Here is a 25,088-nt window from a genome sequence, read left to right on the forward strand (position 1 = left end):
CATGGGTTCGATGTTCAAGGAGAGCAAAAAGCGTTCTCTTCTCATCGGGCTCGTTTGGATCCTTTGTTTGAGCGTGATCATCGGGAGATTGTTTTGGTTGCAGACCTTCGATCATAATGAACTGTTGGCAGACGCCGAAAAAAAATGGATTTATGACGATAAGCTTAGACCCAAACGAGGCACCATATACGACCGAACGAGAGAGCAACCATTGGCTTGGGAAGTGGACGCTTATATCTTTCTGGCAGATCCGAAACAAGTGAAAAATCCGCACAAGACAGCATCGGTTTTGGCTCCGATTCTGAAGATCAGCGAAAGTTCCCTGTATAAACTGTTGACTTCATCCAAAAAATCCGTTGAGTTGAAAGCGGACGGTCATTATAAATACCCGGAGCCGGTTTACGACAAGGTCATGGCGTTGCGCAAGCAAGGGCAGCTTGAGGGCATTTATGCTTTCCCGACAACGATGCGCCAATATAACGGGAACGAAGCGGCGCACGTATTGGGGTATGTAAACTATGATGATGTTGCGGTGGGCGGGGTGGAGCAATATTATGATCGCTTGCTCAGGGGCAAAGAGGGCTATATTAAGTATTTAAAAGCCCGTAACGGAATGATGATCACCGATAAGCCGTCAAAAGATACTCCGCCGGAACCGGGAAAAGATCTGGTGTTGACGATTGATTCCCGCATTCAGCAGCAGGTTGAACTGGAACTGGATGAAGCAGTTCGGAATTATCAGGCAAAAGGCGGAACGGCGATTGTGGCCGACCCCAAAACGGGTGAAATTTTGGCGATGGCCAGCCGACCGACGTTTGATCCTAACCGGTATGCGGAAACGATCAACGATGATAACCGGAGGAACCGGGCGATTGAAAGCCAATTTGAACCGGGTTCCACGTTTAAAATTGTCACATTGGCTGCAGCGATCGAAGAGGGTGTGTTTCATCCGGATGCCTTGTACCAGTCCGGATCAATCCGCGTTGGGGATCAGGTGATCCGGGATTGGAACGAAACCGGCTGGGGGAGAATCACGTACCGTCAGGGAATCGAAGAATCAAGCAATGTAGCTTTTGTGCGTCTCGGTCAGATGCTGGGCAACAAGCTGGTCGATTATATTGCGCGCTTTGGTTTCGGCAATATTACCGATTCTTTTGGAAAACGCACCGGCATTGATTTGCCGGCAGAAGCCCGCGGCGTTTATTACGGCCGAAACTTGTATCCGGCCGAGTTGGCAACAACCGCTTTTGGACAAGGGATTTCGGTTACGCCGATTCAACAGGTGGCAGCAGTCAGTGCGATCGCAAACGGCGGGATCCTGATGAAACCGCATGTGCTTAAGGAAGAGTGGGACAGCGGATTGTCGAAAAAAGTGAAGGAGTACAAACCTGAGGGACACCGCATTATCAAGCCGGAAACGGCAAAACAGGTGAGAGATCTTTTGCGTGATGTTGTGGCACATGGAACGGGGGTTGAAGCTGAAATTCCCGGCTATCAGGTAGCGGGGAAAACGGGAACGGCACAGATTCCCGATCCTGAGGGAAAAGGTTATCTCAAAGGGAAATACATGGTCTCATTCATCGGTTTTGCTCCTTATGATCATCCAAATCTGGTCGTCTATGTCGCGATTGACCAACCGACAACCCCGACCGGTTCCGGTTCGGGAGGAACCGTGGCCGCACCGGTTGCGCGGAACATTATGAAAGCGGCATTGCAAATCAGGCATGTTCAGCCAGATCAGAGCTTCGCCGAGTCAATCAAATAGAGGTTTCCAGCCTGGCCCATAGGGGGTCGGGCTTTTTTTGTCGGGAATGCACCTGCGTCAGCTTTGCAGCCGGTGCGTGGTGCCCCCTTGATGCTGATGGCCTCTTTGCAGTGCATCCCTACTGCGGTTGCGTTGAAAGAACATATGTGTTTATGGGCCGGCGTCATTTTTTCTATTCTAGCTTCATAGTTTTTGATAAAGGAGCTTTTGAGAAGGAGAGGGGAAAAATGGCCGGCAGAATGACGTCGAAAAGGCGGCTCTTTTCATTGTTTCTGATCGCTTTGTTCGTGTTTATGGTCCTCCTGGGGCGATTGGCCTATGTTCAATTGTTTGAAGGAGTATGGTTGGCTGAAAAAGCGAAAGACTTGTGGAGCCGTGATATCCCATTTCAGGCAAAACGGGGGGACATTTTGGATCGGCACGGAAAAAAGCTGGCTTATAATATCAGTTCTCCTTCCGTGATCGCGATACCGGCCCAGATCAAGGACCCGGCAGGAACAGCGCAAAAATTGGCCCGAATCCTGGATGCGCCGGAAGAGAAAATCTACCAGCAGATCACAAAGCGCACGCTGTTTAATTGGATCCGGCCGTGGGGCAGGAAAATATCAGAAGAAAAAGCGCGCGAAATTCAAGGGCTTCGTTTGCCGGGAATCGCGGTGACAGAGGACAGCAAGCGATACTATCCCTACGGAAGCCTGGCGGCCCACGTTCTGGGATTTACAGGCGGTGACAATCAGGGATTGGCAGGGTTGGAACTGGTTTATGATGATAAATTGAAAGGAACCCCCGGGTATGTTTCATTTAGCGCGACAGCGAGCGGAGATAAGCTGCCGGGCGGGCATGACCGGTATACACCGCCGAAAGATGGACTGAATCTGGAACTGACGCTCGATTATCATATCCAAACCTTTATCGAGAGGGAACTGGATCAAGCGATGGCCAAGTATCAGCCGGAAAGTGTCCTGGCGATCGCGATGGATCCCAATACGGGAGAAATTTTGGGGATGAGCAGCCGCCCCACCTACCGGCCCGATCAATATCAGTTAACCGATCCGCTGGTATACAACCGCAATCTGCCAATTTGGAAAACGTATGAACCCGGTTCCACTTTTAAAATCATTACCCTGGCTGCCGCTGTTCAGGAGCATAAGGTCAACTTGAATGAAGGGTTTAATGATCCGGGTTATATCATGGTCGGCGGAGCGCGCCTGAGATGTTGGAAGGCGGGCGGACACGGGCACGAAACGTTTTTGCAGGTGGTGGAGAACTCCTGTAACCCCGGCTTTGTGACGCTTGGGCAGCGCGTAGGCAAGAAGGATTTATTCGCTTATATCCGCAAATTCGGTTTTGGACAGAAAACGGGGATTGATTTAAACGGAGAAGCGAAGGGGATTTTATTTAAGGAATCCAGGGTCGGCCCGGTTGAGCTGGCCACGACCTCCTTTGGGCAAGGGGTTTCGGTGACGCCGATTCAACAGGTGGCGGCCGTATCCGCTGCGGTCAACGGAGGGAAATTGATGGTTCCCCACTTGGCGAAGGCTTGGATCGATCCTGAAACCGGCAAAATAATTGAAAAGGTTCAGCCGAAGATGAGGCGCAGGGTGATTTCGGAAGAGACTTCCCGGATTGTCCGGAGTGCCCTGGAAAGCGTTGTTGCGCGCGGGACGGGGAACAAAGCGTATATCGATGGCTACCGTGTCGGCGGGAAAACCGGTACGGCACAGAAAGTGGGGCCTGACGGACATTATCTGCAAAACAATCACATCGTCTCCTTCATCGGTTTTGCCCCGGCGGACGATCCCAAACTCGTCGTCTATGTTGCTGTCGACAATCCAAAGGGGATCCAGTTCGGCGGTGTTGTTGCAGCCCCGATCGTGGGAAATATTTTGGAAGATTCGCTTCGTTATTTGAAAATCCCGAAGCGGACAAAGCAAATCCCGCTGGAACAGACTCCGCTCACGACCCCGATCGTATCCGTTCCAAATCTGATCGGACAAGATATCGACCGGATTCGCAACAGTTTATTTTCATTTCCGCTCCAGGTAGTGGGAACGGGAGAAAAAGTGATCAATCAGATGCCCAAGCCCGGCGTTCGTGTAAAGAAAGGATCAACCATCAAGATTTATTTAGGGAATTAGACAAATACAGGATGGAATCTTTGTGATCTCTTTGCAAACAATTTGCAAACAAAATGCAAACGCCAGAATTTGCATAGGGCATGGCCCTTTTGTTTATTGGCGCAGATCCGGTTTTTGGCTGTTCACCGCAGTAGTAGTCATTGGAAGTGACAAAACCAGCAAAGGGGATTAAAATAGGGTATGTGTTATAAACATATGCCAGGTTTAAACCCTGGCATTTTGTCTTGTCTTTTGTATTTCTCAAAGGAGGAACAACATGCTGCTTAAAGAGTTGATCCGACCGCTAATATTACATACGGTGGCGGGTGGAGACCCGGATACCGAGATCACCGGCATCCAGATCGATTCGCGCCAGGTCAAACCGGGAGATCTCTTTATTGCCCTGCAAGGGTTTAACGTTGATGGACACCGGTTTGTCGAGCAGGCGGTGGCCAATGGAGCTGCTGCGCTCATGGTGGAAAAACCGGTCACTGCGCCGGTGCCGGTCATCATGGTTCCGGATTCGAGGCGCGCCATGGCGATCGTGGCAGCAGAATTTTACCGGTATCCGACCGAGGAATTGAAATTGATCGGCATTACCGGGACGAACGGGAAAACGACTACCACCTATTTAATCGAGCAATTGCTGGCCGGCGCCGGCTATAAGTCCGGGGTGATCGGCACCATTCAGACGAAGATCGGCGAGCGGGTTCTCGCGGCGAAAAATACCACGCCCGAGGTCGTCGATTTGCAGAAAACATTTCGGATGATGCGTGACGAGGGTTGTGAGTATTCAGTCATCGAGGCTTCCTCCCATGCCCTCGATCAGGGGAGGACAAGAGGCTGCCGTTTTCATATCGGCGTTTTTACCAACCTGACCCAGGATCATCTGGATTATCACAAGACGATGGAGGAGTACCGCCAAGCAAAAGGGTTGCTCTTCAGCCAGCTCGGCAATCACTATGCTTCCGAACCCGCAGATCATGCCTGTGCGGTGTTGAATGCGGATGATGAAGCTACACCTTATTTTAAGAAAATCACCCCTGCGCAGGTTGTGACCTACGGCATCGAAAACCCTGCGGATGTGAGGGCGGAAAACATTCGCATTACACAGGACGGCACCACTTTTACCCTGAAATCATTCCGCGGTGAAGCGGAGATCAGCTTGAAACTGATCGGCAAATTCAACGTTTACAATGCGCTGGCGGCGATCAGTGTAGCCCTGATCGAAGGCGTTTCCCTGGAGGTGATTCAATCAAGTCTGGCCAATATTCCCGGTGTGAACGGACGCTTTGAACCGGTTTCACTCGGTCAACCGTATACCGTTCTCGTCGATTACGCCCACACGCCGGATAGCCTGGAAAATGCGTTGACCACGATCCGCGAATTTGCCACCGGCAAGGTTTATTGCGTTGTTGGCTGCGGCGGGGACCGGGATCGCGGCAAACGTCCGATCATGGCTGCCATCGCGGCAAAATACAGCGATCTCGCTATTTTTACATCGGATAATCCGCGTTCAGAAGACCCGGATGCGATTTTGTCTGATATGATCAAAGGGGTTCCTGCAGATGCTCAGGATCGTTATGTGAAGATCACCGACCGTCGGCAGGCGATCCGCTTTGCCATTGACCGGGCGGAAGTACGGGATATCGTGCTGATTGCCGGAAAAGGACATGAGACCTATCAGGAGATTAACGGAGTCCGCCACGAGTTTGATGATCGGAAAGTTGCGCGCGAAGCGATTACAGCGCGTGAAAGACAAAGTGGGGGAGAAGCATGATTGAACGTACATGTGACTGGATTATCGAGGTAACCGGTGGAACATGGGCGGGCAATGCAGCCGACCGACATCGGATGATTCGCGGGGTGTCGACAGATACCCGTCAGCTTGAGCCAAATCAGCTTTATGTTCCGCTGTGCGGTGAGCGTTTTGACGGCCACCGGTTTATCGACGACGCGATTGAGCGAGGGGCTGCCGCTGCCCTGTGGAGTCAGGATCGGCCTGTTCCGGAGAACCGGGAAATTCCGTTTATTCTCGTCCCGGAACCGTTGCTGGCCATGCAGCAGCTGGCGGCGAGGTATCGTGAAGAGAGCGGGGTCAAGGTGGTTGCCGTAACCGGGAGCAACGGCAAAACCACGACGAAAGATCTGATTGCAACGGTCTTGTCCGTTAAATATCACGTGCATAAAACCAAAGGAAACTTAAATAATCATATAGGAGTCCCCCTCACACTGCTGTCCATGCCGGAACAAACGGAAACAGCGGTTGTTGAAATGGGGATGAATCACGCCGGAGAAATCGAAGTTCTCTCGCGGATCGCTCGCCCTGATGTGGCGGTGATTACCAATATCGGCGAATCCCATCTGGAGCATCTCGGAAGCCGGGAAGGAATTGCCAAGGCAAAATTGGAAATAAAAGAAGGACTTAAAGAGAATGGCCCCCTGATTTTTGACGGGGATGAGCCTTTGCTGCGGCAGTTCTTGAAAGAGGATCACCACCCGCAGATTCGCGTCGGCTGGGGGGAAGAGTCGGACGAATCCCCGGTGGACGTTCAAATCGAAGGCGTACGGGGAATGAGATTCCGCTCCAGGAAATATCAAACCGAATATTACCTGCCTCTGATGGGCCGGCATAACGTGAAAAACTCCCTGCTGGCGGTTGAGGTGGGCCGTTATCTCGGAATGGCCGAATCAGAGATCCAAGAGGGCCTCGCCGCTGTGAAGCTGACCGGGATGCGGCTGGAACTGAAGCAGGCTGCCAACGGTATGAAAATCATCGATGATTCGTACAATGCCAGCCCGACATCGATGCGAGCGGCGCTGGATCTCCTCAGCGAATTGGAGCCGGGGCTGAAGAAATGGGCTCTGTTGGGGGATATGCGCGAAATCGGGCCGGAAGAGAAAATGTACCATACCGACCTCGGCGTCTATGCGGTGAAAAAAGGAATCGACCGGCTGTACACGCTTGGGGAGCGGGGGAAATGGATCGGGGAAGGAGCCAAATCCGCCGTGCCGGTCCGCCCGATAGTGATAGATCATTTCGATACGATTGAAGAAGCGTCTGATCGTTTAAATAGAGAAGGAAACGGCGATATTCTGCTCTTGGTCAAAGCGTCGAGAGCGGTAGAATTGGACCGTGTCATAAAAAAATTAACAGAAGGAGAGTAGGGGAAGGAATATGGGGGATATCAATATTCGCATCATTTTGGTCCCGCTCGCGGTAGCGTTTGGGGTAGCAGTTATACTGGGGCCGATGATTATTCCGATTTTAAGACGGTTGAAGTTTGGACAAAGCATTCGACAGGAAGGTCCGCAAGCGCATTTGAAAAAAGCGGGAACCCCGACGATGGGCGGTGTTTTGATTCTTACCTCCATTGTTCTGACGGCAATTCCGCTAAGCAGTATTACCCTTTTAAACAGTGATAAGCCTGTTGTGAACGCTGACTTATTTTTTCTGTTATTCGCCACCATGGGATATGGAGTGCTTGGCTTTTTGGATGACTATATTAAAGTGGTAATGAAAAGAAGCCTTGGTTTGACGGCCAACCAGAAACTTCTGGGCCAATTGTTCATCGGTTTGGTGCTGTTCTGGGTTTTGTTGCAGGTACGGACCAACCATGCGCATATCTATATTTTCGATGTGACCATTCCGGGAACGGATTATACGATTCAGCTCAACTGGCTCTATTTGCCGCTTCTGCTTTTGATGATGATCGGCGCTTCCAACGCCGTAAACCTAACGGACGGGCTGGATGGATTGCTCGCCGGTTCAGCGGCTTGTTCCTACGGAGCCTATGCGATTATCGGAATGTTGCAGAGCAACCAGACCGTGGCTATTTTCTCCATTGCCGTTGTCGGCGCCTTGCTCGGATTTCTGGTATTTAACGCGCATCCGGCCAAAGTATTTATGGGGGATACCGGATCGCTTGCCTTGGGAGGAGGAATTGCCGCACTGGCCGTCATTACCAAGACGGAGCTGCTCCTGCCAATTATCGGCGGTGTGTTTGTGGTTGAAGCCCTGTCGGTGATGATTCAGGTCACTTCCTTCAAATTGCGGGGAAAACGCGTTTTCCGCATGAGTCCGCTCCATCACCATTTTGAATTGTGCGGCTGGTCGGAGTGGCGCGTGGTCACCACCTTTTGGTTTATCAGCTTCATTCTCGCTGCAATCGGCGTGGTACTCGAGGTGTTAATGAGATCATGAATGATGTGCAAAACTGGGCAGGCCGTTTTGTCATTGTGCTCGGCCTTGCCAGAAGCGGCGCTGCGGTCGCCAAGCTGCTTCACCGCCTTGGTGCAAAGGTGTTGGTGAATGAGTTGAAACCGCGTTCGGAATGCGAATCCGCAAACGAGTTGGAATCGCTCGGAATCCAAGTGATTTGCGGCGGGCATCCCGATGACCTGATTTCGGATGAAGTCGATCTGGTGGTCAAAAATCCGGGTATTCCCTATCGGGCCAAACCGGTGCAACAGGCGCTCGGCAAAGGAATTCCCGTCATTACCGAAGTAGAGATCGCCGGGTTGCTCTCAAAAGGGCCGATCATCGGCATCACCGGATCCAACGGAAAAACGACGACCACCACCCTGGTCGGCCAAATGCTGACGAAGGGCCGGGTGAAAAATACCGTGGCCGGCAATATTGGACAAGCGTTGTCGGATGTGGTGCAAACCATTGAACCGGATGAGTGGCTCGTCGCGGAACTGAGCAGTTTCCAGCTGAAAGGAACCGAACGTTTCGCTCCGAAAATAGCAGCCCTTTTGAATGTGTTTCCGGCCCATCTGGATTATCATCAAACGCTGGAGGATTATATTTCATCCAAACAAAAATTGTTCTTGAACCAGACGAAAGAGGATGTGGCCATTTTTAATCTGGAGAACGAAATCTGCCGTCAGGTTGCAGCCGATTGTCCCGGCCGTGTTTATTGGTTCAGCCGGTCCCGGGAGGTGGAGCGGGGCGTATTTGTATCGTCCGGCATGATCACGGCCAGAATGGATGAACGGGAATTTCCCGTATTGCCGGTCAGCGAAGTGGCTCTGAAAGGGACGTTTAATCTGGAAAATGCGCTGGCGGCAACCGCGATCAGCCTGGCGGCCGGTTGCCCGGTTTCGGCAATTGCCGATGTGCTCCGCACTTTTCGGGGAGTAGAGCACCGTCTGGAATATGTCGCGACGGTAAATGGTGTCAGCTTTTACAATGATTCAAAAGCGACCAATGCACAGGCGGCAGCGAAAGCGTTGGAATCCTTTGCCGAACCGGTCGTCTGGATCGGGGGCGGTCTGGACCGCGGCGTCGATTTTAAAGAGTTGGTTCCTGTGTTGAAAGAAAAAGTGAAAGCAATGGTCGCTTACGGGCAGACCAAAGATATTTTATTAGAACGAGGGAAAGAAGCAGATATTAAAGAAGTTTATACTGTGAGCACACTGGATGAAGCAGTTGTCCTGGCAAACCGTCTGGCATCGGCAGGGGACGTCGTTCTCCTCTCACCGGCGTGTGCCAGCTGGGATCAATACACCTCTTTTGAAGAACGGGGAAGCATATTTAAACAAGCTGTGCATAGTCTTCAAATATAAATCGCTTTTCCCAAATCGGTAAGAGGTGAAAACGCCCATGAACAAAAGGAACCTGACTCCTGACTTTGTGATTGTTGCTGCGATCTTGCTGCTTTTGTCAATCGGAGTGCTGATGGTATACAGCGCAAGTGCCGCTTTTGCCTATCACAAATACGGAGATGCGTTTTACTTTGCCAAACGGCAGTTCTTATTTGCGGCTTTGGGCGTTTTCCTGATGTTTTGGATTTCACAAATCGATCCCAGACGGTTTAAAGAGTGGGCTAAACCGGGCCTTATCCTCTGTGTTATTCTGCTGATCATCGTCTTGATCCCCGGCGTGGGGATTTTGCGTAACGGAGCGAGGAGCTGGCTGGGCATTGGAGCTTTCAGCATTCAGCCGTCCGAGTTTATGAAGCTGGCGATGATCATCTTTCTCGCAAAGATGTTTGCCGATCCCGGCTATAAAATCTCCGATTTCTGGAAGGGTTTTTTGCCGGGATTGTTATTGCTGGGGGGAGCCTTTGGCTTAATCATGATGCAGCCGGATCTCGGTACCGGCACGGTTCTGATGGGAACGGGGCTGACGATGATTTTCGCAGCCGGGGCACGAATGAAACACATCTTCGCTTTCATCATGCTCGGCGTTGCCGGATTTGCCGGACTGATTCTGGCTGCCCCCTATCGAATTCAGCGGATTGTCGCCTTTCTCAATCCCTGGCAGGATCCTTTGGGAGCGGGATATCACCTGATTCAGTCCCTTTACGCGATCGGCCCGGGTGGCTTGATGGGGCTCGGCCTCGGGATGAGCAAACAAAAACACTTATATCTTCCTGAACCGCATACAGACTTCATCTTCTCCATTTTGGCGGAAGAGCTTGGTTTTTTGGGTGCCGCAACCGTTGTGATCTTGTTTGCGGTGATCGTTTGGCGTGGAATCCGCGTGGCCATCAGCTCGCCGGATCTGTTCTCCAGTCTGGTGGCTGCCGGCATAACGGCGATGGTCATGATTCAGGCGGTGATCAATATCGGTGTGGTCTCCGGGGCGTTCCCGGTGACAGGGATTACTCTGCCGTTCTTGAGTTACGGAGGATCATCTTTAACACTAACGCTGGCGGCAGTGGGGGTCTTGCTCAATTTTTCCCGGTTTACTGAACGATAAAATCAACTTGAAGGGGGAAAAGTGATGAAACGCATTTTGTTATCCGGCGGTGGTACGGGAGGTCATATTTATCCGGCACTGGCCATTGCCAGAGCGGTAAAAAAACGCTATCCCGAGGTGGAAATCGCCTATATCGGTACGGAAAAAGGATTAGAGTCGCGCATTGTTCCCAAAGAAGGGAACATTCGTTTTTATACTGTGGAAATCCAGGGGTTTAAACGGAGCATCTCTTGGGAAAACGTCAATACGATTCGCAAATTCTTGCGGGCCGTACGGAATTCAAAACAATACATAGAAGAATTTAAACCGGATGTGGTGGTGGGAACAGGCGGTTATGTGAGCGGACCGGCAGTTTACGCGGCTCATCAGCTGGGAATTCCCACCTTGATTCATGAACAAAACGTGGTGCTCGGGCTGACGACCAAATTTTTGTCCCGTTTTGTCGATGTCGTGGCGATCAGCTTGGAAGAATCGCAAAAATATCTGGGACGGGCTCACAGGATTGTGTTTACGGGCAATCCTCGTGCGACGGAAGTGGTGCAGGCCAATGCCGCTGCCGGCCGCAAATCGCTGGGAATCACCGACCCGCATCGTCCGATTATCCTTATTTTCGGCGGGAGCCGGGGCGCCAAAGCGATCAACGAGGCCGTCCTGCAAATGGTTCCGCATGTGCAGGAGATGCCGCAAGCCCATTTTGTATATGTGACCGGTGAAGTTCATTACGAGCAGATCCGGGCGCAAATTCCCGAGATGGAAAATCTGGATGTGAAGCCTTTTATTTATAACATGCCCGATGTGCTGGCTTCGACCTATTTGGTGGTTGGACGGGCCGGGGCGTCGACGATTGCCGAGTTGACAGCGCTCGGATTACCTTCTATTCTGATTCCGTCCCCTTATGTAACCAATAACCATCAGGAAGCCAACGCCCGCTGGCTGGAAGAGCAAGGGGCTTCCAAGATGTTGCTCGAGAGCGAATGCACGGGGGAAAATTTGTGGACCGAAATCAAGCGGTTGGTTGAAAATACGGATGAGCATCATGAGATGAGTGAAGCGGCTCGCCGTCTGGGGCGTCCGCAGGCAGCCGAGGTGTTGGTGGATGAATTGGAAAAAATTGCATTTGCCGGCATTAACCGATAAGGACGGGGGCTGCATTGGGCTCCCGTCACACAAAAAACACGGCGGCATAAACTATGTTAAACCAGTTTCGGGTGGATTGTATGATTCAGCTAGGATAGGAGGGACAGACTGATGAAACAAATTGTCGAGGAGCTGAAAAACAGCGGTGTAAAAGATGTGCGAGTCAATGAGCCATTGTCCCGCCATACCACCTGGAAAGTTGGTGGTCCAGCCGATCTTTTGATTTATCCGCGGAGCAAAGAAGAGCTGGAACTGGCGATGAAAATTGTATATGAGCATCAGATCCCCTGGCGCGCGATCGGACGCGGTTCCAACCTGCTGGTGCGTGACGGCGGGATTCGCGGCGCCGTTTTCAAGCTCGATGAAGGATTTAACTACCTGCAGATCGAGGGAACAAAAGTGACGGCCGGGGGTGGCTATTCCACCATCTTGCTGGCCTCCATGACCGCCAAGCAGGGACTGGAAGGGTTGGAATTTGCCGGAGGGATCCCGGGGAACGTCGGCGGCGCCGTCTATATGAACGCGGGAGCGCACGGCTCCGAAATTTCCCGTGTTCTTCAGTCGGCCACAGTGTTAAAAGAAGATGGAGAATGGTTGACTCTGACCAATGAGCAAATGGCGTTCAGTTACCGCACGTCCATTTTGCAGACCGGGATCAAGGGTGTTGTGACAGAAGCCACTTTCGAGCTGGCATATGGTGACAAGGAAGAAATTGCTTCGCGACTGGCTCAATATAAGGATCGTCGAAGACAAACTCAACCACTGCAATTTCCATGTGCCGGAAGTGTATTCCGCAATCCGCCGGGGGATTATGCCGGCAGGCTCATTCAGGAATCGGGCCTGAAAGGTTACAGGATCGGCGGAGCGGAAGTTTCCACACAGCATGCAAATTTCATCATCAATCGCGGCAATGCGACGGCCCAGGATGTTTTAAATTTGATCAACTATATCATGGATACAGTGCAGGAAAAATTTAACGTTCGTTTGGAACCGGAAGTGCAGGTGGTGGGTGAAGGGTAACGGAGGTGACACTTTGGAAGGGTTTGTGATCGAAGGTGGTAAACCTCTGTCTGGATCGATCCGCGTTCAGGGCGCCAAAAACGCGGCATTGCCGATTTTGGCCGCGTGCGTGCTGGCGGAAGGCATATTTGAGATCCACGATGTACCACGCCTTTCGGATATTGAGGCGATGTGCCAAATTCTCGAGGCGTTGGGAGCGCAAGTAATACGCCACCAAACGAGCATCCGTGTAAATACCCGCCTGATCAATAACTATGTGATTCCAGATCATTTGATGAGCAAAATTCGTTCTTCGATTTTTCTAATGGGGCCTCTTTTGGCGAGATTGAAGCAAGTCTGCATATCCCATCCCGGCGGTTGCGCGATTGGCAAACGGCCGATTGATATCCACTTGAACGGTTTGAAGCGTTTAGGTGTGCAAATGACCGAAAAAGAGGGCGTGATCCACTGTTATGCCTCGAAATTGATCGGCGATGAGATCGTGTTGGATTTTCCAAGCGTCGGGGCAACGGAAAACATCATGATGGCCGCCGTTTTGGGAGAGGGAACCACTGTGCTGAAAAATGCTGCCCGTGAACCGGAAATCAGCGATTTGCAGGATTTCTTAAATAAGATGGGGGCGCAGATAACGGGAGCGGGCAGCCCGGAAATACGCATTCGCGGAGTGCGTTCTTTGAGGCCGGTCAGCCACACGATCATCCCCGACCGGATCGTGGCTGGCACTCTAGCCGCGGCCGCCGGTGCAACGGGTGGGGAAGTTCTCCTGGAAAATGTCATTCCTTCCCACTTGACCAGCATCATTTTGCATTTGCAACGCCTCGGGATCGAAATCGAACAGGGGGAAAACTCCCTTCGCGTCAGAGGGCCGAAAAGGCTAAGACCGATTCCTGCCATCGCAACCGCACCTTATCCCGGTTTTCCCACGGATATGCAGCCGCAAATGCTTGTTCTGCTGACCCAGGCGGAAGGGATCAGCATGCTGACCGAAACGATTTTTGAATCACGGCTCAAACATGTGGATGAATTAAGAAAAATGGGAGCGGATGTCACGCTGGACAACAACACGGTTTGGGTTCGCGGCGGGAAAAGTCTCAACGGAACCTCTGTCAGCGCAACCGACCTGAGAGCCGGAGCGGCGCTGGTCATTGCCGGACTGGTCGCGCAAGGGACCACGCATATCACCGGAGCGGAACATATTGACAGGGGCTATGAACGCTTCGAAACCGTCATCAACAAACTGGGCGGGATCATGGAAAGAAAAACTGGCTTTTCATCATGCAGTAGCACATGATTTGTGCCGCTGTTTTTTGTGTAAAAAATCTTTTAACGCACTTTTTTTGTGGTAATATATAGGGAAGATTAATTTTTTTTACTACTTAGGGCTTACTTAAGAGTGTGAAGGTGAAGTACGGGAAAGGAGATCTCTACCATGGTTGAGCGTGTGCCCCCTTTTCGCTCACGGGTAGGAAAGAAACGTTCCCCTGCTCCTTGGATGTTCGCTTTCATTTTTCTCTTTTTTACGGGAATGTTCATTGTCCTATTCTTGCGGTCACCGCTGAGTAAAATTGAGCGAATTGACATTGTTGGGAATCATCTGGTTTCTTCAGGGGAAATTCTTCATAAGGCAAAGATTTTCAAAGGAATTTCCTATTTTGGAGTAAACAGAGAACACATAGAGAAAAGTTTGGAAACCATGCCGGAGATTAAAAACGCCACGGTGACCACCACATTTCCCAATCAGATCTACATACAGGTTCAGGAAAAAACGCCCGTAGCCATGTTCCGGTCAAGCGATCAGGAACTTTTTCCCATCCTTTCCGACGGAACGATTCTCCTGAACCGCACGGCTTCGGTGGAAGCGTCTGTACCTGTCTTTGAGGGATGGAAGCCTTCAAATTCGACGTTGAGACAAGCTGTTCTCCAACTGGCCAAACTGCCGGGTAGCATTCGCAGAGAATGTGAGACGGTTCGTCCTGTCTCCGGGCAGGCAGACCAGGTTGAGATTGACAGCAAACGGAAGCATCGGATTTTTGTCAGGGTCCGCAATCTTTCCGAAATGATGCTCTATTACCCTTCCTTTTACAAGCACCCCAGCGGAACGCTTTTTTTATTGGAAAGCGTCTGGTTCATACCGGATCATAAGGCTAAGGAAGGAGCTTAGCGGTGTCATTCTTTTTCTTTAATTGGAAAAATATGCAAGTATAACAAGAAGAAAAATTAGCGGCTTAAAAGGTAAATCTTCCTTGGCTGTTGAATATGGTTTGTAAGTGATTCCTCCCTTTCCCTTAGCATTGCGCATATTGGACTTTAGCACAGTTTGATTCTCGGGCAAGGAGGTGCCCAAGATTGAGCAATGAAGAATTCGTTATTACATTGGATATTGGATCTTTCCAAGTTCGCGTGATCGTGGCCGAAGTTAACCAGGATGGTACCACGCAAATCGTCGGCGTCGGAACTGCCGAATCCAAAGGGATGAAAAAGGGAGCCATCATCAATATCGATCAAGCGGTACAATCCATTCGCGAAGCGGTTGACCATGCAGAGCGCATGGTTGGAATAGAGATCTCAGAGGTATTTGTCGGTGTGTCTGGACATCATGTTTCTTTGCAACCGAGCCATGGGGTTGTCGCCGTCTCAAGCGAAGACAGGGAAATCAGCTTTCACGATATCGATCGCGTCCTGCAGGCGGCACGGGTCATCGCCCTTCCGCCGGAACGCGCCATCATCGAAGTGGTACCAAAACAGTTCATTGTCGACGGTTTGGATGACATTCATGACCCCAACGGGATGATCGGAGTCCGGTTGGAGGTGGATGCCATTATCGTCACGGGAGCGAAAACGATCATTCATAACTTGCTCCGGTGCGTGGAAAAAGCGAATCTAAATATCGCCGGCATGGTGTTTTTGCCGCTTGCCGTCAGCGAGTTGTGTTTGTCCGCCGATGAGAAAAACCTGGGCGTGGTTGTGGCTGATATCGGTGGGGGAACGACGACGATCACCGTCTTCCGGCAAGGGCATCTGGCCGGCACGTCTGTGATCCCCATCGGCGGCGAGTATATTACCAATGATATCGCCATCGGTTTGCGCACCCAGACGACAACTGCGGAAGAAGTGAAGTGCAAATACGGGGTTGCCAGCAAGGATTTTGCTGAGATAAAGGAAACATTCCAGGTACAAACCATTGGCACGACCCGGGAGAGGATTGTAACCCAGATCGAACTGGCTCAAATTATCGAACCGCGTTTGGAAGAGATGTTTCAACTCATCCGCCAGCAAGTGAAAGCGATGGGGTATTCCGATGAACCAGCAGGAGGATACGTTTTGACCGGAGGCGTAATGGCAACCGAGCATATTCTGCATGTGGCACAGAAACAGCTGGGTTCCGCCGTGCGAATTGCCGTTCCGGGAAATATCGGTGTGAAGGACCCGGCCTATACCGGAGGCGTTGGCATGGTTCATTATTTGCAAAAACGCGGGATTTTGCAGCTGAACAAACCCCGATCGGCTCACCACCCTCCCCGGCAGAAAAAACAGCGCGGACCTTCCGCATTCGAAAAAATGAAAAGCTGGTTAAGTGAATTTATCTAGTTCCGATCTATCGGATACAACAGAAGTTTGATTATTGGAGGGACAAGAATATGTTGGATTTTGATCTGGAAATGGAACAGATTGCCCAGATAAAGGTCATTGGTGTCGGTGGTGGCGGTAGCAATGCGGTTAACCGTATGATTGAAGCCGGAGTGCAAGGAGTGGAATTTATCGCGGTCAATACCGATGCTCAGGCGCTCAATCGTTCAAAAGCACCGATTCGTTTGCAAATCGGGGAAAAACTGACGCGGGGACTGGGAGCGGGAGCCAAACCGGAGATCGGCAAAAAAGCGGCTGAGGAGAGCCGGGAACAAATTGAAAGTGTTTTGAAGGGAGCCGATATGGTTTTCGTCACCGCAGGGATGGGTGGCGGAACCGGTACAGGGGCGGCTCCGGAAATCGCTTTGATCGCCCGGGAATTGGGAGCGCTGACGGTGGGCGTGGTAACCCGGCCGTTCACTTTTGAAGGAAAGCGCCGGGCGAGCCAGGCGGAACAAGGTGTGGCCGCTCTCAAGGAAAATGTCGATACCCTGATCGTCATTCCCAATGACCGTTTGCTGGAAATCGTCGATAAAAACACACCGATGCTCGAAGCTTTCCGCGAAGCGGACAATGTTCTGCGCCAGGGTGTGCAGGGGATTTCTGATTTAATTGCCGTACCCGGACTGATCAACCTCGATTTTGCGGATGTGCGGACGATTATGACAGAACGGGGATCTGCGCTGATGGGCATCGGGACGGCGACCGGGGAGAACCGCGCCGCCGAAGCGGCCAAAAAGGCGATCTGCAGCCCTCTTCTGGAAACTTCGATCGATGGTGCCCGCGGGGTGCTGATGAATATTACGGGCGGAACCAATCTCAGTCTGTACGAAGTTTATGAAGCAGCCGATATTGTAACCCAGGCTTCCCATGCAGAGGTGAACATGATCTTCGGTGCGGTGATCAATGAAGATTTGAAAGATGAAATCTTGGTTACCGTGATTGCAACCGGATTTGATGGCGAGCAGCAAACGAAGCAATCATCACAGCCGCAAGAACGGGGCAAAACGCATGGGAAACCGTACTTTGGGCATAAAGAGGAACCCGTTTTTCCGCCGTTCAGCCGCGTGGAAAAAGAATCCAAACCGACGGACGGAAACTTTATCGATCCATACGGGCATTTGGAGGTACCCACCTTCTTGCGCAACCGGACTAAAAATAATAAATAAACCCAAGCGAACAAAAACTGATGTTTCCGCAACAGACATCTAAAGCTGTTGAGAAGCTTCGACAGGAGGAGAGGGTTGTTTTTCTGCAAAGAAAAGCACCCGGACCCGACAGGCTTTTGGTTTGAGACTTTGTCAACTTTTTTGCATGACGTGCACCGCAGTTTTAGGAGCGGGGCACCCCTGACTGACTCGGCCATCTGAATGGCGGGGAGGGAAGGGGGCCACCGCTCCCTTTTTTTGTTTGTTCGACGAAAAAAGCCAATTCTTCCTGGCAAGTTTAGACAGACTTTGAAATATAGATTGAGATATACTAGTTTCACTCAAACTTGGGGAGGAGGGAAACGGATTTGGTGGTTTATGCTGATGTTGTTTTCCTCCTTAACAGCTGTATGGATTTTCTCCTCCTGTGGCTGACGTCGGGAATTCGCAAACAACGTACACCGTACTGGCGGTTGATTGTTGCCGCGCTGCTGGGCGGGCTGTATTCAACCCTTTATTTGTGGTCGGCTTTCTCGCTTGCCTATTTTTTTCCGGTCAAAATCATCGTCTCGTTGCTGATGATTTGGATTGCCTTTGGCTTTCGCCATCCGCTTGCCTATCTGCGTACACTTGGTGTCTTTTATTTGGCCTGTTTTATCGCCGGGGGAGCGCTCATCGCGCTTCACTACATCGTAACAGGGGACAGCAAAGTGGCTGGTGGCATTTTTTTCACCGAGTCGGAGTACGGTTGGGGTTCCCCGGTTTCGTGGGGGCTGATCCTGTTCGGGTTTCCGCTTGTCTGGATTTACACCAAGGTCTCTCTCGGTTCGCTGGAAGAGAGGCAAGCCTTGCATCGCTATTTGACCGAGGTCAAAATCCGGTTGGGAGAACACGAAATCGCCTGCACGGGACTGATTGATACGGGAAATCAGCTGAGGGACCCGATTACACGCGTGCCTGTCATGTTAATTGAGTTCGCTCAGCTGGAAGAGCGGCTTCCTCCGGAATTCAAGCGGTTGATGAAACAGGACGATTTTGCTTTGGCATGGAGTGAACTCCCTCCGGAGTGGGCGACACGCATCCGGGTAATCCCGTTTCGGGCAGCAGGCAAGGAAAATGGCATGATGGTGGCGATCAAGCCGGATCATGTCCAAGTGCGGCAGGAAAACGGGTGGAATAAAATGGAGAAAATTCTCATAGGTTTAGATGTCGGGCGTCTGTCGTCCGATGGAACATACCAGGCGATTATTCATCCGTCTTGTATTCGGGCTGTTCATTCCTAAATGAATGAGGGGGCAGATACATGCTGGTCAAGTGGAAAATTATTTTACAGCTGCTTTGGTATCGGCTTTTGCTGTATATCGGGGCAAAAGGGGAGGAAATCTATTATATCGGTGGCAGTGAAGCACTTCCGCCACCGCTGACGCGTGAAGAAGAAGAACATCTGCTGGCAAAACTGCCCGGAGGCGATGCAGCCGTACGTGCCATCCTGATCGAGCGAAACTTGCGGCTGGTCGTTTATATTGCCAGAAAGTTTGAAAATACGGGGATTCATATTGAGGATCTCGTTTCCATTGGAACGATCGGCTTGATCAAAGCGGTAAACACATTTGACCCGACGAAAAAAATCAAACTGGCGACCTACGCCTCCAGATGCATCGAAAATGAAATCCTCATGTTTTTGCGCCGCAACAACAAAGTGCGGTCGGAGGTTTCTTTTGACGAGCCGCTCAATATGGATTGGGATGGCAATGAACTGCTGTTGTCCGATGTTTTGGGGACGGACGATGACACCATCTACCGGGACATTGAAGACGAAGTGGACCGGAAAATTTTGCGAACGGCCCTTTCCAATCTATCAGACAGGGAACGCAAAATTATGGTGCTGCGGTTTGGTTTGGATGGGGGCGAAGAGAAAACGCAAAAGGATGTGGCAGACCTTTTGGGAATTTCTCAATCCTATATTTCCCGCCTTGAGAAAAGAATTATTAAGAGATTGCGTAAAGAATTCAATAAAATGGTTTAATTTCCATGTCATTATAAATTTCCCTCCTCAGGACATACTGTCTTTTAGTTCCATCCTGAGGAGGGGAAGTCATGGCACGAAACAAAGTGGAAATATGCGGCGTAGACACTTCGAAACTCCCTGTTCTCAAAAACCAGGAGATGCGAGTGCTGTTTGGGGAGCTTCAGGCGGGGGATTTGACCGCTCGTGAAAAACTCGTGAATGGAAATTTGCGACTGGTTCTCAGTGTGATCCAGCGTTTTAATAATCGCGGAGAATGCGTGGATGATCTTTTTCAAGTGGGCTGCATCGGATTGATGAAAGCGATTGACAACTTTGACCTCAGTCAAAACGTGAAATTTTCTACTTATGCCGTGCCGATGATTATAGGGGAAATACGGCGGTATCTGAGGGATAACAACCCCATTCGCGTATCCCGTTCACTGCGGGACATCGCTTATAAAGCACTGCAAGTCAGGGACCAATTGACAAACCGCTATTCCCGGGAACCTACGATCCTGGAGATCTCCGAAGCTCTCAACGTGCAAAAAGAAGATGTCGTGTTTGCCCTGGATGCCATTCAGGACCCTGTCTCGCTGTTTGAACCTGTTTATCAGGATGGAGGCGATCCGATTTTTGTGATGGATCAATTAAGTGACGATAAAACCAAAGACGTCCAATGGCTCGAAGAGATTGCGCTGAAAGAAGCGATGGCAAAACTGAATAACCGGGAAAAAATGATTTTGTCCATGCGCTTTTTCGAAGGAAAGACACAGATGGAGGTGGCCGAGGAGATCGGGATCTCCCAAGCCCAGGTCTCCCGTCTGGAAAAAGCGGCAATCCATCAGATGAACAAATTTATCAATTAATGTGAACAAATGATATGAGGCCCAATCCGACGGCGATTGGGTTTTATTTTTTGGCTTTTTTCGGGCTGTACATTTTGTCGGACTTCGTCATATACATAAGATAAACAATCTGAGTAAACGGGGGCGGCTATATGAAAATCTCGGAGTTGCAGGCGAAAGATGTGGTGAATATCGCAGACGGAAGAAAACTGGGGCAAATTTATGATTTGGAACTGGATTTGCGGCAGGGAACCATTCGCGCGCTGGTTGTACCGGGTGAAAGCAAATGGTTTGGCTTTGTCAGCAGCGGACAGGAATGGGTGATACCTTGGAGACAGATCGTCAAGATCGGCTCCGATGTGATATTGGTGCGGCTGGATGGCCGGGAACGCGATCCCTATTACGCCCAACTGCCGCAGGAAAGCTGAAGGAGCGGGACTGAAGAGGAAGTATTTGTCCATATGCAAAGATATGATAATATGATACGAAGGAGGGAGTGTATGGAACCATTCAAATACCAGGATTTTGCCGCGATCCCTTGTTTTACACTGGAAGAGTGGGAAAAAGAGTTTCCGCATCTCGTGGTTGGATTCAGTGCCAGGAGAAAAGGGGAAGATCCGGACTGTCGCAATTATGCACTCCATGTCGGGGAGCGTCCGGAGCTGACGGTGCAAAATCGTCGCCAATTGGCCGAAATGCTGGGAATGCCCTTTGCCGCGTGGACTTGCGCGGAGCAGGTGCACGGGGTGGAAGTGGTTCATGTGACGGGAGAAGATCGCGGCAAAGGCAACACCACGCGCGAATCTGCTTTTGAAAATACAGACGGAATGCTGACGAAGGAAACAGACGTGCTGCTTACCGCTTTTTTTGCCGATTGCGTTCCTCTTTATTTCTACAGCCCGGAATTGGACATGGTGGGGGTTGCCCACGCGGGATGGAAGGGAACGGTCGGGAAGATCGGGACAAAAGTGATCGATCTGCTTGCCCAAGCGGGGGCGGACCGCGGCAACATTCGCGTGGCTATCGGTCCTTCGATCGGTCCTTGCTGCTATGAAGTGGATGACCGTGTTTATGAGCCACTCGAGCGGGCGATCGCCGATCCCCTCGCCCTGAAACGGGTTGCCGTGAGCCACATCCCCGGCAAGTGGCAGCTTGATTTGCGCAAAGCCAATGCGGAGTTGCTGAAACAAGCCGGAGTGAAACCGGAGCATATTTCTGTGACCAAATGGTGTACAAGCTGTGACAGAGATTATTTTTACTCTCACCGACGCGACCGTGGAAAAACGGGAAGAATGGTGGCATGGATTGGAAAGAAGGAAAGGAGATCCTGATGGACGAATTTGCTAATCGTTGGGAAAATGTGCAGAAAAGGATACAGCAGGCTTGCCACCGAGTCGGCCGGAACCCGAAGGAAATAAACGTCGTGGCAGTGACCAAATATGTGGATCTTGAGACAACAAAGCGTGCCCTTGATTTGGGATTATCGCACATCGGAGAGAACAAGGTTCAGGATGCGTTGCCGAAAATGGAGGCCATCGGAGACAGGGGCGTTTGGCATTTCATCGGCCGCCTGCAACGCAACAAGGTCAAAGACGTGATCGGACGGTTTCGTTATTTGCATTCCCTTGACCGGCCTTCACTGGCCGAAGAGCTTGACCGCCGCATCCGTTCGCGCCAGTGCGAACCGCTCCGTTGCTTCATTCAAGTGAATGTTTCCGGCGAAACATCAAAATCGGGAATTTCACCACAGGAATTAGAAGAATTTGCGCTCCACGTGGCGAATTATTCTACTATCGATGTGGTCGGGCTGATGACGATGGCGCCGATCGCGGAACATCCGGAAGAAGTGCGTCCTGTTTTTCGCGAGCTGAAACGTTTGCAAGAAAAAATACAACGGTTGAACCAGCCCCGTTTACAGATTCCACATTTGTCTATGGGCATGTCTCAAGATTTTGATATTGCCATTGAAGAAGGGGCGACATGGATTCGGTTGGGATCCGTGTTAGTTGGAAGAGGCAAACGGGGATGGAAGCCTTAAGGAGGCGATCTCCCATGACTTTCATGGATCGGATTATGGGTTTTTTTGGTGTGACCGACGAGGATCTGTATGAAGAGGAGACGAAGGAGCAAGACGAATCAGCTCCTTCCGTGCAAAAGGGACGGAGCAACATCGTTTCCTTGCATACACAAAAGAATATTCGCCTGGTTCTGTTTGAACCGAAGACATACGAAGAGTCTCCGGAAATCGCCGATCACCTGAAAAGCCATCGCCCGGTCGTTGTCAATCTCCAGCTGGTACGGCGGGATCAAGGGATCCGCATTATCGATTTTCTGAGCGGAACTGTTTATGCGCTGGGGGGGAATATCCAAAAATTGGGCAATAATATTTTTATATGCACCCCGGCCAATGTTGACATTCAAGGAACGATCACGGATTTCTTAAGAGAAGACGAGGCAAAAGATTTGAGGTGACCGTGTACACATGATACTTTCAATTTTAAATTGGGCATTTGAGATCTATTACATCCTGATTATTATCTACGTGTTCCTGTCTTGGGTGCCAAACCTGCAAGGGTCACCGGTAGGGATCTTGCTCCAGCGGATTGTGGAGCCCTATCTGTCGGTATTTCGCCGGTTTATTCCGCCGATCGGCATGATCGATATTTCACCGATCGTGGCCTTATTTGCTTTGCATTTTGTCCAAATGGGGATTTATGCGATTTTGGGATGGGTGGGTCTCATTTGAAACAGGCACATGAGAACATCCTGATGCATTTCCGCCCGGATGAGCGCCCGTTTGTCCTGCGCTGCCTCGATTGGGCCGAGCGGGCTTCAAACAGAAACCAGATGGTGTTGACGCCGTTTTTGGATCCGCGTGAGCAGACGATTCTTGAGACGATCGTGCGGCGCCACCCCGATCTGGTTTTCTTTGCGGATGGAGGGGCAGCAGACAGCGAGCGACGTCGCGCGGTGATCGCTCCGGATTATTATGCCCCGGATGAGCATATGAGTGGCCTGGCGTTTTTTCGGCTGGAATCTGCCAGCGGCAAACGCCTGGAGCACCCGGATGTTTTGGGAGCCCTTCTCGGTCTGGGAATCAAACGGGAAAAAACGGGAGATATTTATCCGCACGCGGATGGAGCGGATATTGTGGTGGCGGAAGAGATGGCGGAGTATGTCCGGATGCATGTTGGACAGGTAGGGCGGGAACGTGTTAACATAATAAAGATTTCTCGCGAAGAATTGACTCCGCCCGAACAAGCGTACGCGGTTCGTTCCATTTCGGTCGCTTCTTTGCGAGTCGACGCGGTCGTTGCGGAAAGTTGCCGGATCTCCAGAACGAAGGCATCGCTATTGGTGAAGAATGGAAAATGTAAGGTAAATTGGAAGTTGGTGGATCAACCTGATTATCCTGTGGAAGCAGGCGATCTCCTGTCAGTAAGAGGAATTGGACGCATACGTGTAGAAAGTATTGACGGAACAAGCAAAAAAGGAAGATTTTGGATTAAAATCGTATCTTTTATTTGAACGATATCCAAGCTTATGGCAATCTGGCAGGATATCTGGTAATATTGTCGAATAGGAAAGAATGCAATTTATCTAGGAGGTGCGGACGATGCCGCTTACACCTTACGATATACACAATAAAGAGTTTAAAAGATCTTTCCGCGGTTATGATGTAGATGAAGTAAATGATTTTCTTGATCAAATTATTAAAGACTTTGAACTCTTGACCCGCGAAAAATTGGAACTGGAGCAACAGGTAGAGGAGTTGCAGGCGGAGATCGAACGGTTGATGGAAGGCGAATCGATGTTCCAAACCGGACCGCAGCAAGCGCAACAACAGCAGACACCACCTCCGGCCCCACCGCAACCGCAACCGGTGCAACGATATCCGGAACCGATGCCGCAGTTGCAACCGTCCACGGCTGCTCTCACATCGATGGAGCAGAGCATTCACAAGTCGATTCGCGTTGCGCAGGAAGTGGCCGAAGAAGTGCGCTTGAACGCGAAAAAAGAAGCCGAGCTCATCGTGCAGGAAGCCGAGAAGAATGCCGATCGCATCATCAACGAAGCATTGCAGAAAGCGCGTGCGATCCACAGCGAGCTGCTTGATCTCAAGCAAAAAGCGACCGTTTATCGGGCACGTTTCCGCACCTTGGTGCAATCTCATCTGGACATACTGGAAAACTCCGATTGGGAGTCCTTGGAAGAATTGGAGAACGGCTTGGAAGAGCAAGGAAAGCAATTGGAGCAATATGCTGAACATACCCAGCCCAACGACTTGCTGATGGATCAGTCGACTCAGGAATATCAAGATTTCAGCGATGCGCTCAATAACGCGATGGATGACACGGCCATGATGGACGAGGTTGCTGCGACTTCTTCCTATTATGAGGATGAAGAGGAACCGCGTCGCGAATTGCGCAGAACTTCCCGTAAATTTAAGAAAAAAGCGATGTTCTGACGGGCCCCCGATCGTTCTGAAACATAGTTTCAAAATTGAGTCTGGTAATGGTAAGGAAAGGGAAGAGTAGATAGGGAAACTCGAGTACAGCGAATTAGGGATGGTGTAAGCCTAATCCGAGTTCTATCGAAAATCACCCTGGAACTGTCACCTGAAATTGGAGTAAGGTCGACCGCGTCATCTACGTTACGGATGGTTAAGAGGTTTTGCTGTCCTTTTTGCGGCGGCATAAACCAGTAGGGTG

The 25,088-nt window shown here is 50.8% G+C and carries 23 protein-coding genes and 1 other annotated feature (1 of these 24 cut by a window edge); all 23 genes read left to right on the plus strand.

Features of this window, described 5'->3' with window-relative positions; all coding sequences use genetic code 11:
* The first annotated feature begins 1 nt into the window (after position 1).
* On the plus strand, positions 2 to 1,765 hold the full coding sequence (locus tag I8U18_RS02505) for a peptidoglycan D,D-transpeptidase FtsI family protein (protein WP_052154061.1): 1,764 nt from the start codon (positions 2 to 4) through the stop codon (positions 1,763 to 1,765).
* A 227-nt stretch (positions 1,766 to 1,992) separates the two neighbouring features.
* Positions 1,993 to 3,903, plus strand: coding sequence for a stage V sporulation protein D (locus I8U18_RS02510; protein ID WP_033100237.1), 1,911 nt, complete (start codon positions 1,993 to 1,995; stop codon positions 3,901 to 3,903).
* A gap of 256 nt (positions 3,904 to 4,159) precedes the next feature.
* Positions 4,160 to 5,662: a UDP-N-acetylmuramoyl-L-alanyl-D-glutamate--2,6-diaminopimelate ligase gene (locus I8U18_RS02515; protein ID WP_198064447.1), complete on the plus strand. Its 1,503-nt coding sequence runs from the start codon at positions 4,160 to 4,162 to the stop codon at positions 5,660 to 5,662.
* Positions 5,659 to 7,050, plus strand: coding sequence for a UDP-N-acetylmuramoyl-tripeptide--D-alanyl-D-alanine ligase (locus I8U18_RS02520; RefSeq protein WP_033100239.1), 1,392 nt, complete (start codon positions 5,659 to 5,661; stop codon positions 7,048 to 7,050). Before I8U18_RS02515 ends, I8U18_RS02520 begins: the two co-directional genes overlap by 4 nt.
* Positions 7,051 to 7,060: 10 nt before the next feature.
* Complete coding sequence (gene mraY, locus I8U18_RS02525; protein WP_033100240.1) at positions 7,061 to 8,086, plus strand: phospho-N-acetylmuramoyl-pentapeptide-transferase; 1,026 nt, start codon at positions 7,061 to 7,063, stop codon at positions 8,084 to 8,086.
* Positions 8,087 to 8,091: 5 nt separating this feature from the next.
* On the plus strand, positions 8,092 to 9,453 hold the full coding sequence (gene murD, locus I8U18_RS02530) for a UDP-N-acetylmuramoyl-L-alanine--D-glutamate ligase (RefSeq protein ID WP_370589217.1): 1,362 nt from the start codon (positions 8,092 to 8,094) through the stop codon (positions 9,451 to 9,453).
* 37 nt (positions 9,454 to 9,490) lie between these two features.
* Positions 9,491 to 10,591 (plus strand): stage V sporulation protein E, encoded by a 1,101-nt coding sequence (gene spoVE / locus I8U18_RS02535; RefSeq protein ID WP_198055652.1) that lies wholly within the window; start codon positions 9,491 to 9,493, stop codon positions 10,589 to 10,591.
* 24 nt (positions 10,592 to 10,615) lie between these two features.
* Positions 10,616 to 11,728, plus strand: a complete 1,113-nt coding sequence (gene murG / locus I8U18_RS02540) for an undecaprenyldiphospho-muramoylpentapeptide beta-N-acetylglucosaminyltransferase (RefSeq protein WP_033100243.1) — start codon at positions 10,616 to 10,618, stop codon at positions 11,726 to 11,728.
* A 111-nt stretch (positions 11,729 to 11,839) separates the two neighbouring features.
* Positions 11,840 to 12,748 carry a UDP-N-acetylmuramate dehydrogenase gene (murB, locus tag I8U18_RS02545; protein ID WP_033100244.1) on the plus strand — a complete coding sequence of 303 codons (909 nt, stop codon included), beginning with the start codon at positions 11,840 to 11,842 and terminating at the stop codon, positions 12,746 to 12,748.
* Between the two features lie 13 nt (positions 12,749 to 12,761).
* On the plus strand, positions 12,762 to 14,039 hold the full coding sequence (murA, locus tag I8U18_RS02550; RefSeq protein ID WP_033100245.1) for a UDP-N-acetylglucosamine 1-carboxyvinyltransferase: 1,278 nt from the start codon (positions 12,762 to 12,764) through the stop codon (positions 14,037 to 14,039).
* A gap of 138 nt (positions 14,040 to 14,177) precedes the next feature.
* Complete coding sequence (locus I8U18_RS02555) at positions 14,178 to 14,909, plus strand: cell division protein FtsQ/DivIB (RefSeq protein WP_198059147.1); 732 nt, start codon at positions 14,178 to 14,180, stop codon at positions 14,907 to 14,909.
* A gap of 185 nt (positions 14,910 to 15,094) precedes the next feature.
* Positions 15,095 to 16,336 (plus strand): cell division protein FtsA, encoded by a 1,242-nt coding sequence (gene ftsA, locus I8U18_RS02560; protein WP_198055654.1) that lies wholly within the window; start codon positions 15,095 to 15,097, stop codon positions 16,334 to 16,336.
* A gap of 50 nt (positions 16,337 to 16,386) precedes the next feature.
* A complete protein-coding gene (gene ftsZ / locus I8U18_RS02565; protein WP_033100248.1) occupies positions 16,387 to 17,544 on the plus strand; it encodes a cell division protein FtsZ in 1,158 nt (385 codons plus the stop codon).
* Positions 17,545 to 17,894: 350 nt separating this feature from the next.
* Positions 17,895 to 18,806, plus strand: coding sequence for a sigma-E processing peptidase SpoIIGA (gene spoIIGA / locus I8U18_RS02570; RefSeq protein ID WP_235281635.1), 912 nt, complete (start codon positions 17,895 to 17,897; stop codon positions 18,804 to 18,806).
* A 20-nt stretch (positions 18,807 to 18,826) separates the two neighbouring features.
* Positions 18,827 to 19,549, plus strand: coding sequence for an RNA polymerase sporulation sigma factor SigE (sigE, locus tag I8U18_RS02575; RefSeq protein WP_198055655.1), 723 nt, complete (start codon positions 18,827 to 18,829; stop codon positions 19,547 to 19,549).
* A gap of 71 nt (positions 19,550 to 19,620) precedes the next feature.
* On the plus strand, positions 19,621 to 20,397 hold the full coding sequence (gene sigG / locus I8U18_RS02580) for an RNA polymerase sporulation sigma factor SigG (protein ID WP_033100251.1): 777 nt from the start codon (positions 19,621 to 19,623) through the stop codon (positions 20,395 to 20,397).
* A gap of 131 nt (positions 20,398 to 20,528) precedes the next feature.
* Positions 20,529 to 20,804: a YlmC/YmxH family sporulation protein gene (locus I8U18_RS02585; protein ID WP_033100252.1), complete on the plus strand. Its 276-nt coding sequence runs from the start codon at positions 20,529 to 20,531 to the stop codon at positions 20,802 to 20,804.
* 72 nt (positions 20,805 to 20,876) lie between these two features.
* On the plus strand, positions 20,877 to 21,707 hold the full coding sequence (gene pgeF / locus I8U18_RS02590) for a peptidoglycan editing factor PgeF (protein WP_033100253.1): 831 nt from the start codon (positions 20,877 to 20,879) through the stop codon (positions 21,705 to 21,707).
* Entirely contained in the window at positions 21,677 to 22,414 is a 738-nt protein-coding gene (locus tag I8U18_RS02595; RefSeq protein WP_232330927.1) for a YggS family pyridoxal phosphate-dependent enzyme, read from the plus strand. The genes pgeF and I8U18_RS02595 overlap by 31 nt, the downstream gene beginning before the upstream one ends.
* A 14-nt stretch (positions 22,415 to 22,428) precedes the next feature.
* On the plus strand, positions 22,429 to 22,848 hold the full coding sequence (locus I8U18_RS02600) for a cell division protein SepF (protein ID WP_033100254.1): 420 nt from the start codon (positions 22,429 to 22,431) through the stop codon (positions 22,846 to 22,848).
* 10 nt (positions 22,849 to 22,858) lie between these two features.
* Positions 22,859 to 23,122, plus strand: coding sequence for a YggT family protein (locus I8U18_RS02605; protein WP_033100255.1), 264 nt, complete (start codon positions 22,859 to 22,861; stop codon positions 23,120 to 23,122).
* Complete coding sequence (locus I8U18_RS02610; RefSeq protein WP_198059145.1) at positions 23,119 to 23,904, plus strand: YlmH family RNA-binding protein; 786 nt, start codon at positions 23,119 to 23,121, stop codon at positions 23,902 to 23,904. Before I8U18_RS02605 ends, I8U18_RS02610 begins: the two co-directional genes overlap by 4 nt.
* A gap of 88 nt (positions 23,905 to 23,992) precedes the next feature.
* On the plus strand, positions 23,993 to 24,844 hold the full coding sequence (locus I8U18_RS02615; RefSeq protein ID WP_052154063.1) for a DivIVA domain-containing protein: 852 nt from the start codon (positions 23,993 to 23,995) through the stop codon (positions 24,842 to 24,844).
* 44 nt (positions 24,845 to 24,888) lie between these two features.
* Positions 24,889 to 25,088, plus strand: a binding site (T-box leader); it runs 29 nt beyond the window's last position.

It is taken from the genome of Thermoactinomyces sp. CICC 10522, from assembly GCF_016055075.1.
Lineage (GTDB): Bacteria > Bacillota > Bacilli > Thermoactinomycetales > Thermoactinomycetaceae > Thermoactinomyces_A > Thermoactinomyces_A daqus.

Coding starts and splice junctions, on each gene's coding strand:
- I8U18_RS02505 (WP_052154061.1), top strand. CDS start 2: ATGGGTTCGATGTTCAAGGAGAGCAAAAAGCGTTCTCTTCTCATCGGG.
- I8U18_RS02595 (WP_232330927.1), top strand. CDS start 21,677: ATGGATTGGAAAGAAGGAAAGGAGATCCTGATGGACGAATTTGCTAAT.
- murB (WP_033100244.1), top strand. CDS start 11,840: ATGAAACAAATTGTCGAGGAGCTGAAAAACAGCGGTGTAAAAGATGTG.
- I8U18_RS02510 (WP_033100237.1), top strand. CDS start 1,993: ATGGCCGGCAGAATGACGTCGAAAAGGCGGCTCTTTTCATTGTTTCTG.
- ftsZ (WP_033100248.1), top strand. CDS start 16,387: ATGTTGGATTTTGATCTGGAAATGGAACAGATTGCCCAGATAAAGGTC.
- I8U18_RS02615 (WP_052154063.1), top strand. CDS start 23,993: ATGCCGCTTACACCTTACGATATACACAATAAAGAGTTTAAAAGATCT.
- I8U18_RS02555 (WP_198059147.1), top strand. CDS start 14,178: ATGGTTGAGCGTGTGCCCCCTTTTCGCTCACGGGTAGGAAAGAAACGT.
- I8U18_RS02605 (WP_033100255.1), top strand. CDS start 22,859: ATGATACTTTCAATTTTAAATTGGGCATTTGAGATCTATTACATCCTG.
- I8U18_RS02520 (WP_033100239.1), top strand. CDS start 5,659: ATGATTGAACGTACATGTGACTGGATTATCGAGGTAACCGGTGGAACA.
- I8U18_RS02585 (WP_033100252.1), top strand. CDS start 20,529: ATGAAAATCTCGGAGTTGCAGGCGAAAGATGTGGTGAATATCGCAGAC.
- sigG (WP_033100251.1), top strand. CDS start 19,621: ATGGCACGAAACAAAGTGGAAATATGCGGCGTAGACACTTCGAAACTC.
- pgeF (WP_033100253.1), top strand. CDS start 20,877: ATGGAACCATTCAAATACCAGGATTTTGCCGCGATCCCTTGTTTTACA.
- mraY (WP_033100240.1), top strand. CDS start 7,061: ATGGGGGATATCAATATTCGCATCATTTTGGTCCCGCTCGCGGTAGCG.
- spoVE (WP_198055652.1), top strand. CDS start 9,491: ATGAACAAAAGGAACCTGACTCCTGACTTTGTGATTGTTGCTGCGATC.
- I8U18_RS02600 (WP_033100254.1), top strand. CDS start 22,429: ATGACTTTCATGGATCGGATTATGGGTTTTTTTGGTGTGACCGACGAG.
- sigE (WP_198055655.1), top strand. CDS start 18,827: ATGCTGGTCAAGTGGAAAATTATTTTACAGCTGCTTTGGTATCGGCTT.
- I8U18_RS02515 (WP_198064447.1), top strand. CDS start 4,160: ATGCTGCTTAAAGAGTTGATCCGACCGCTAATATTACATACGGTGGCG.
- murG (WP_033100243.1), top strand. CDS start 10,616: ATGAAACGCATTTTGTTATCCGGCGGTGGTACGGGAGGTCATATTTAT.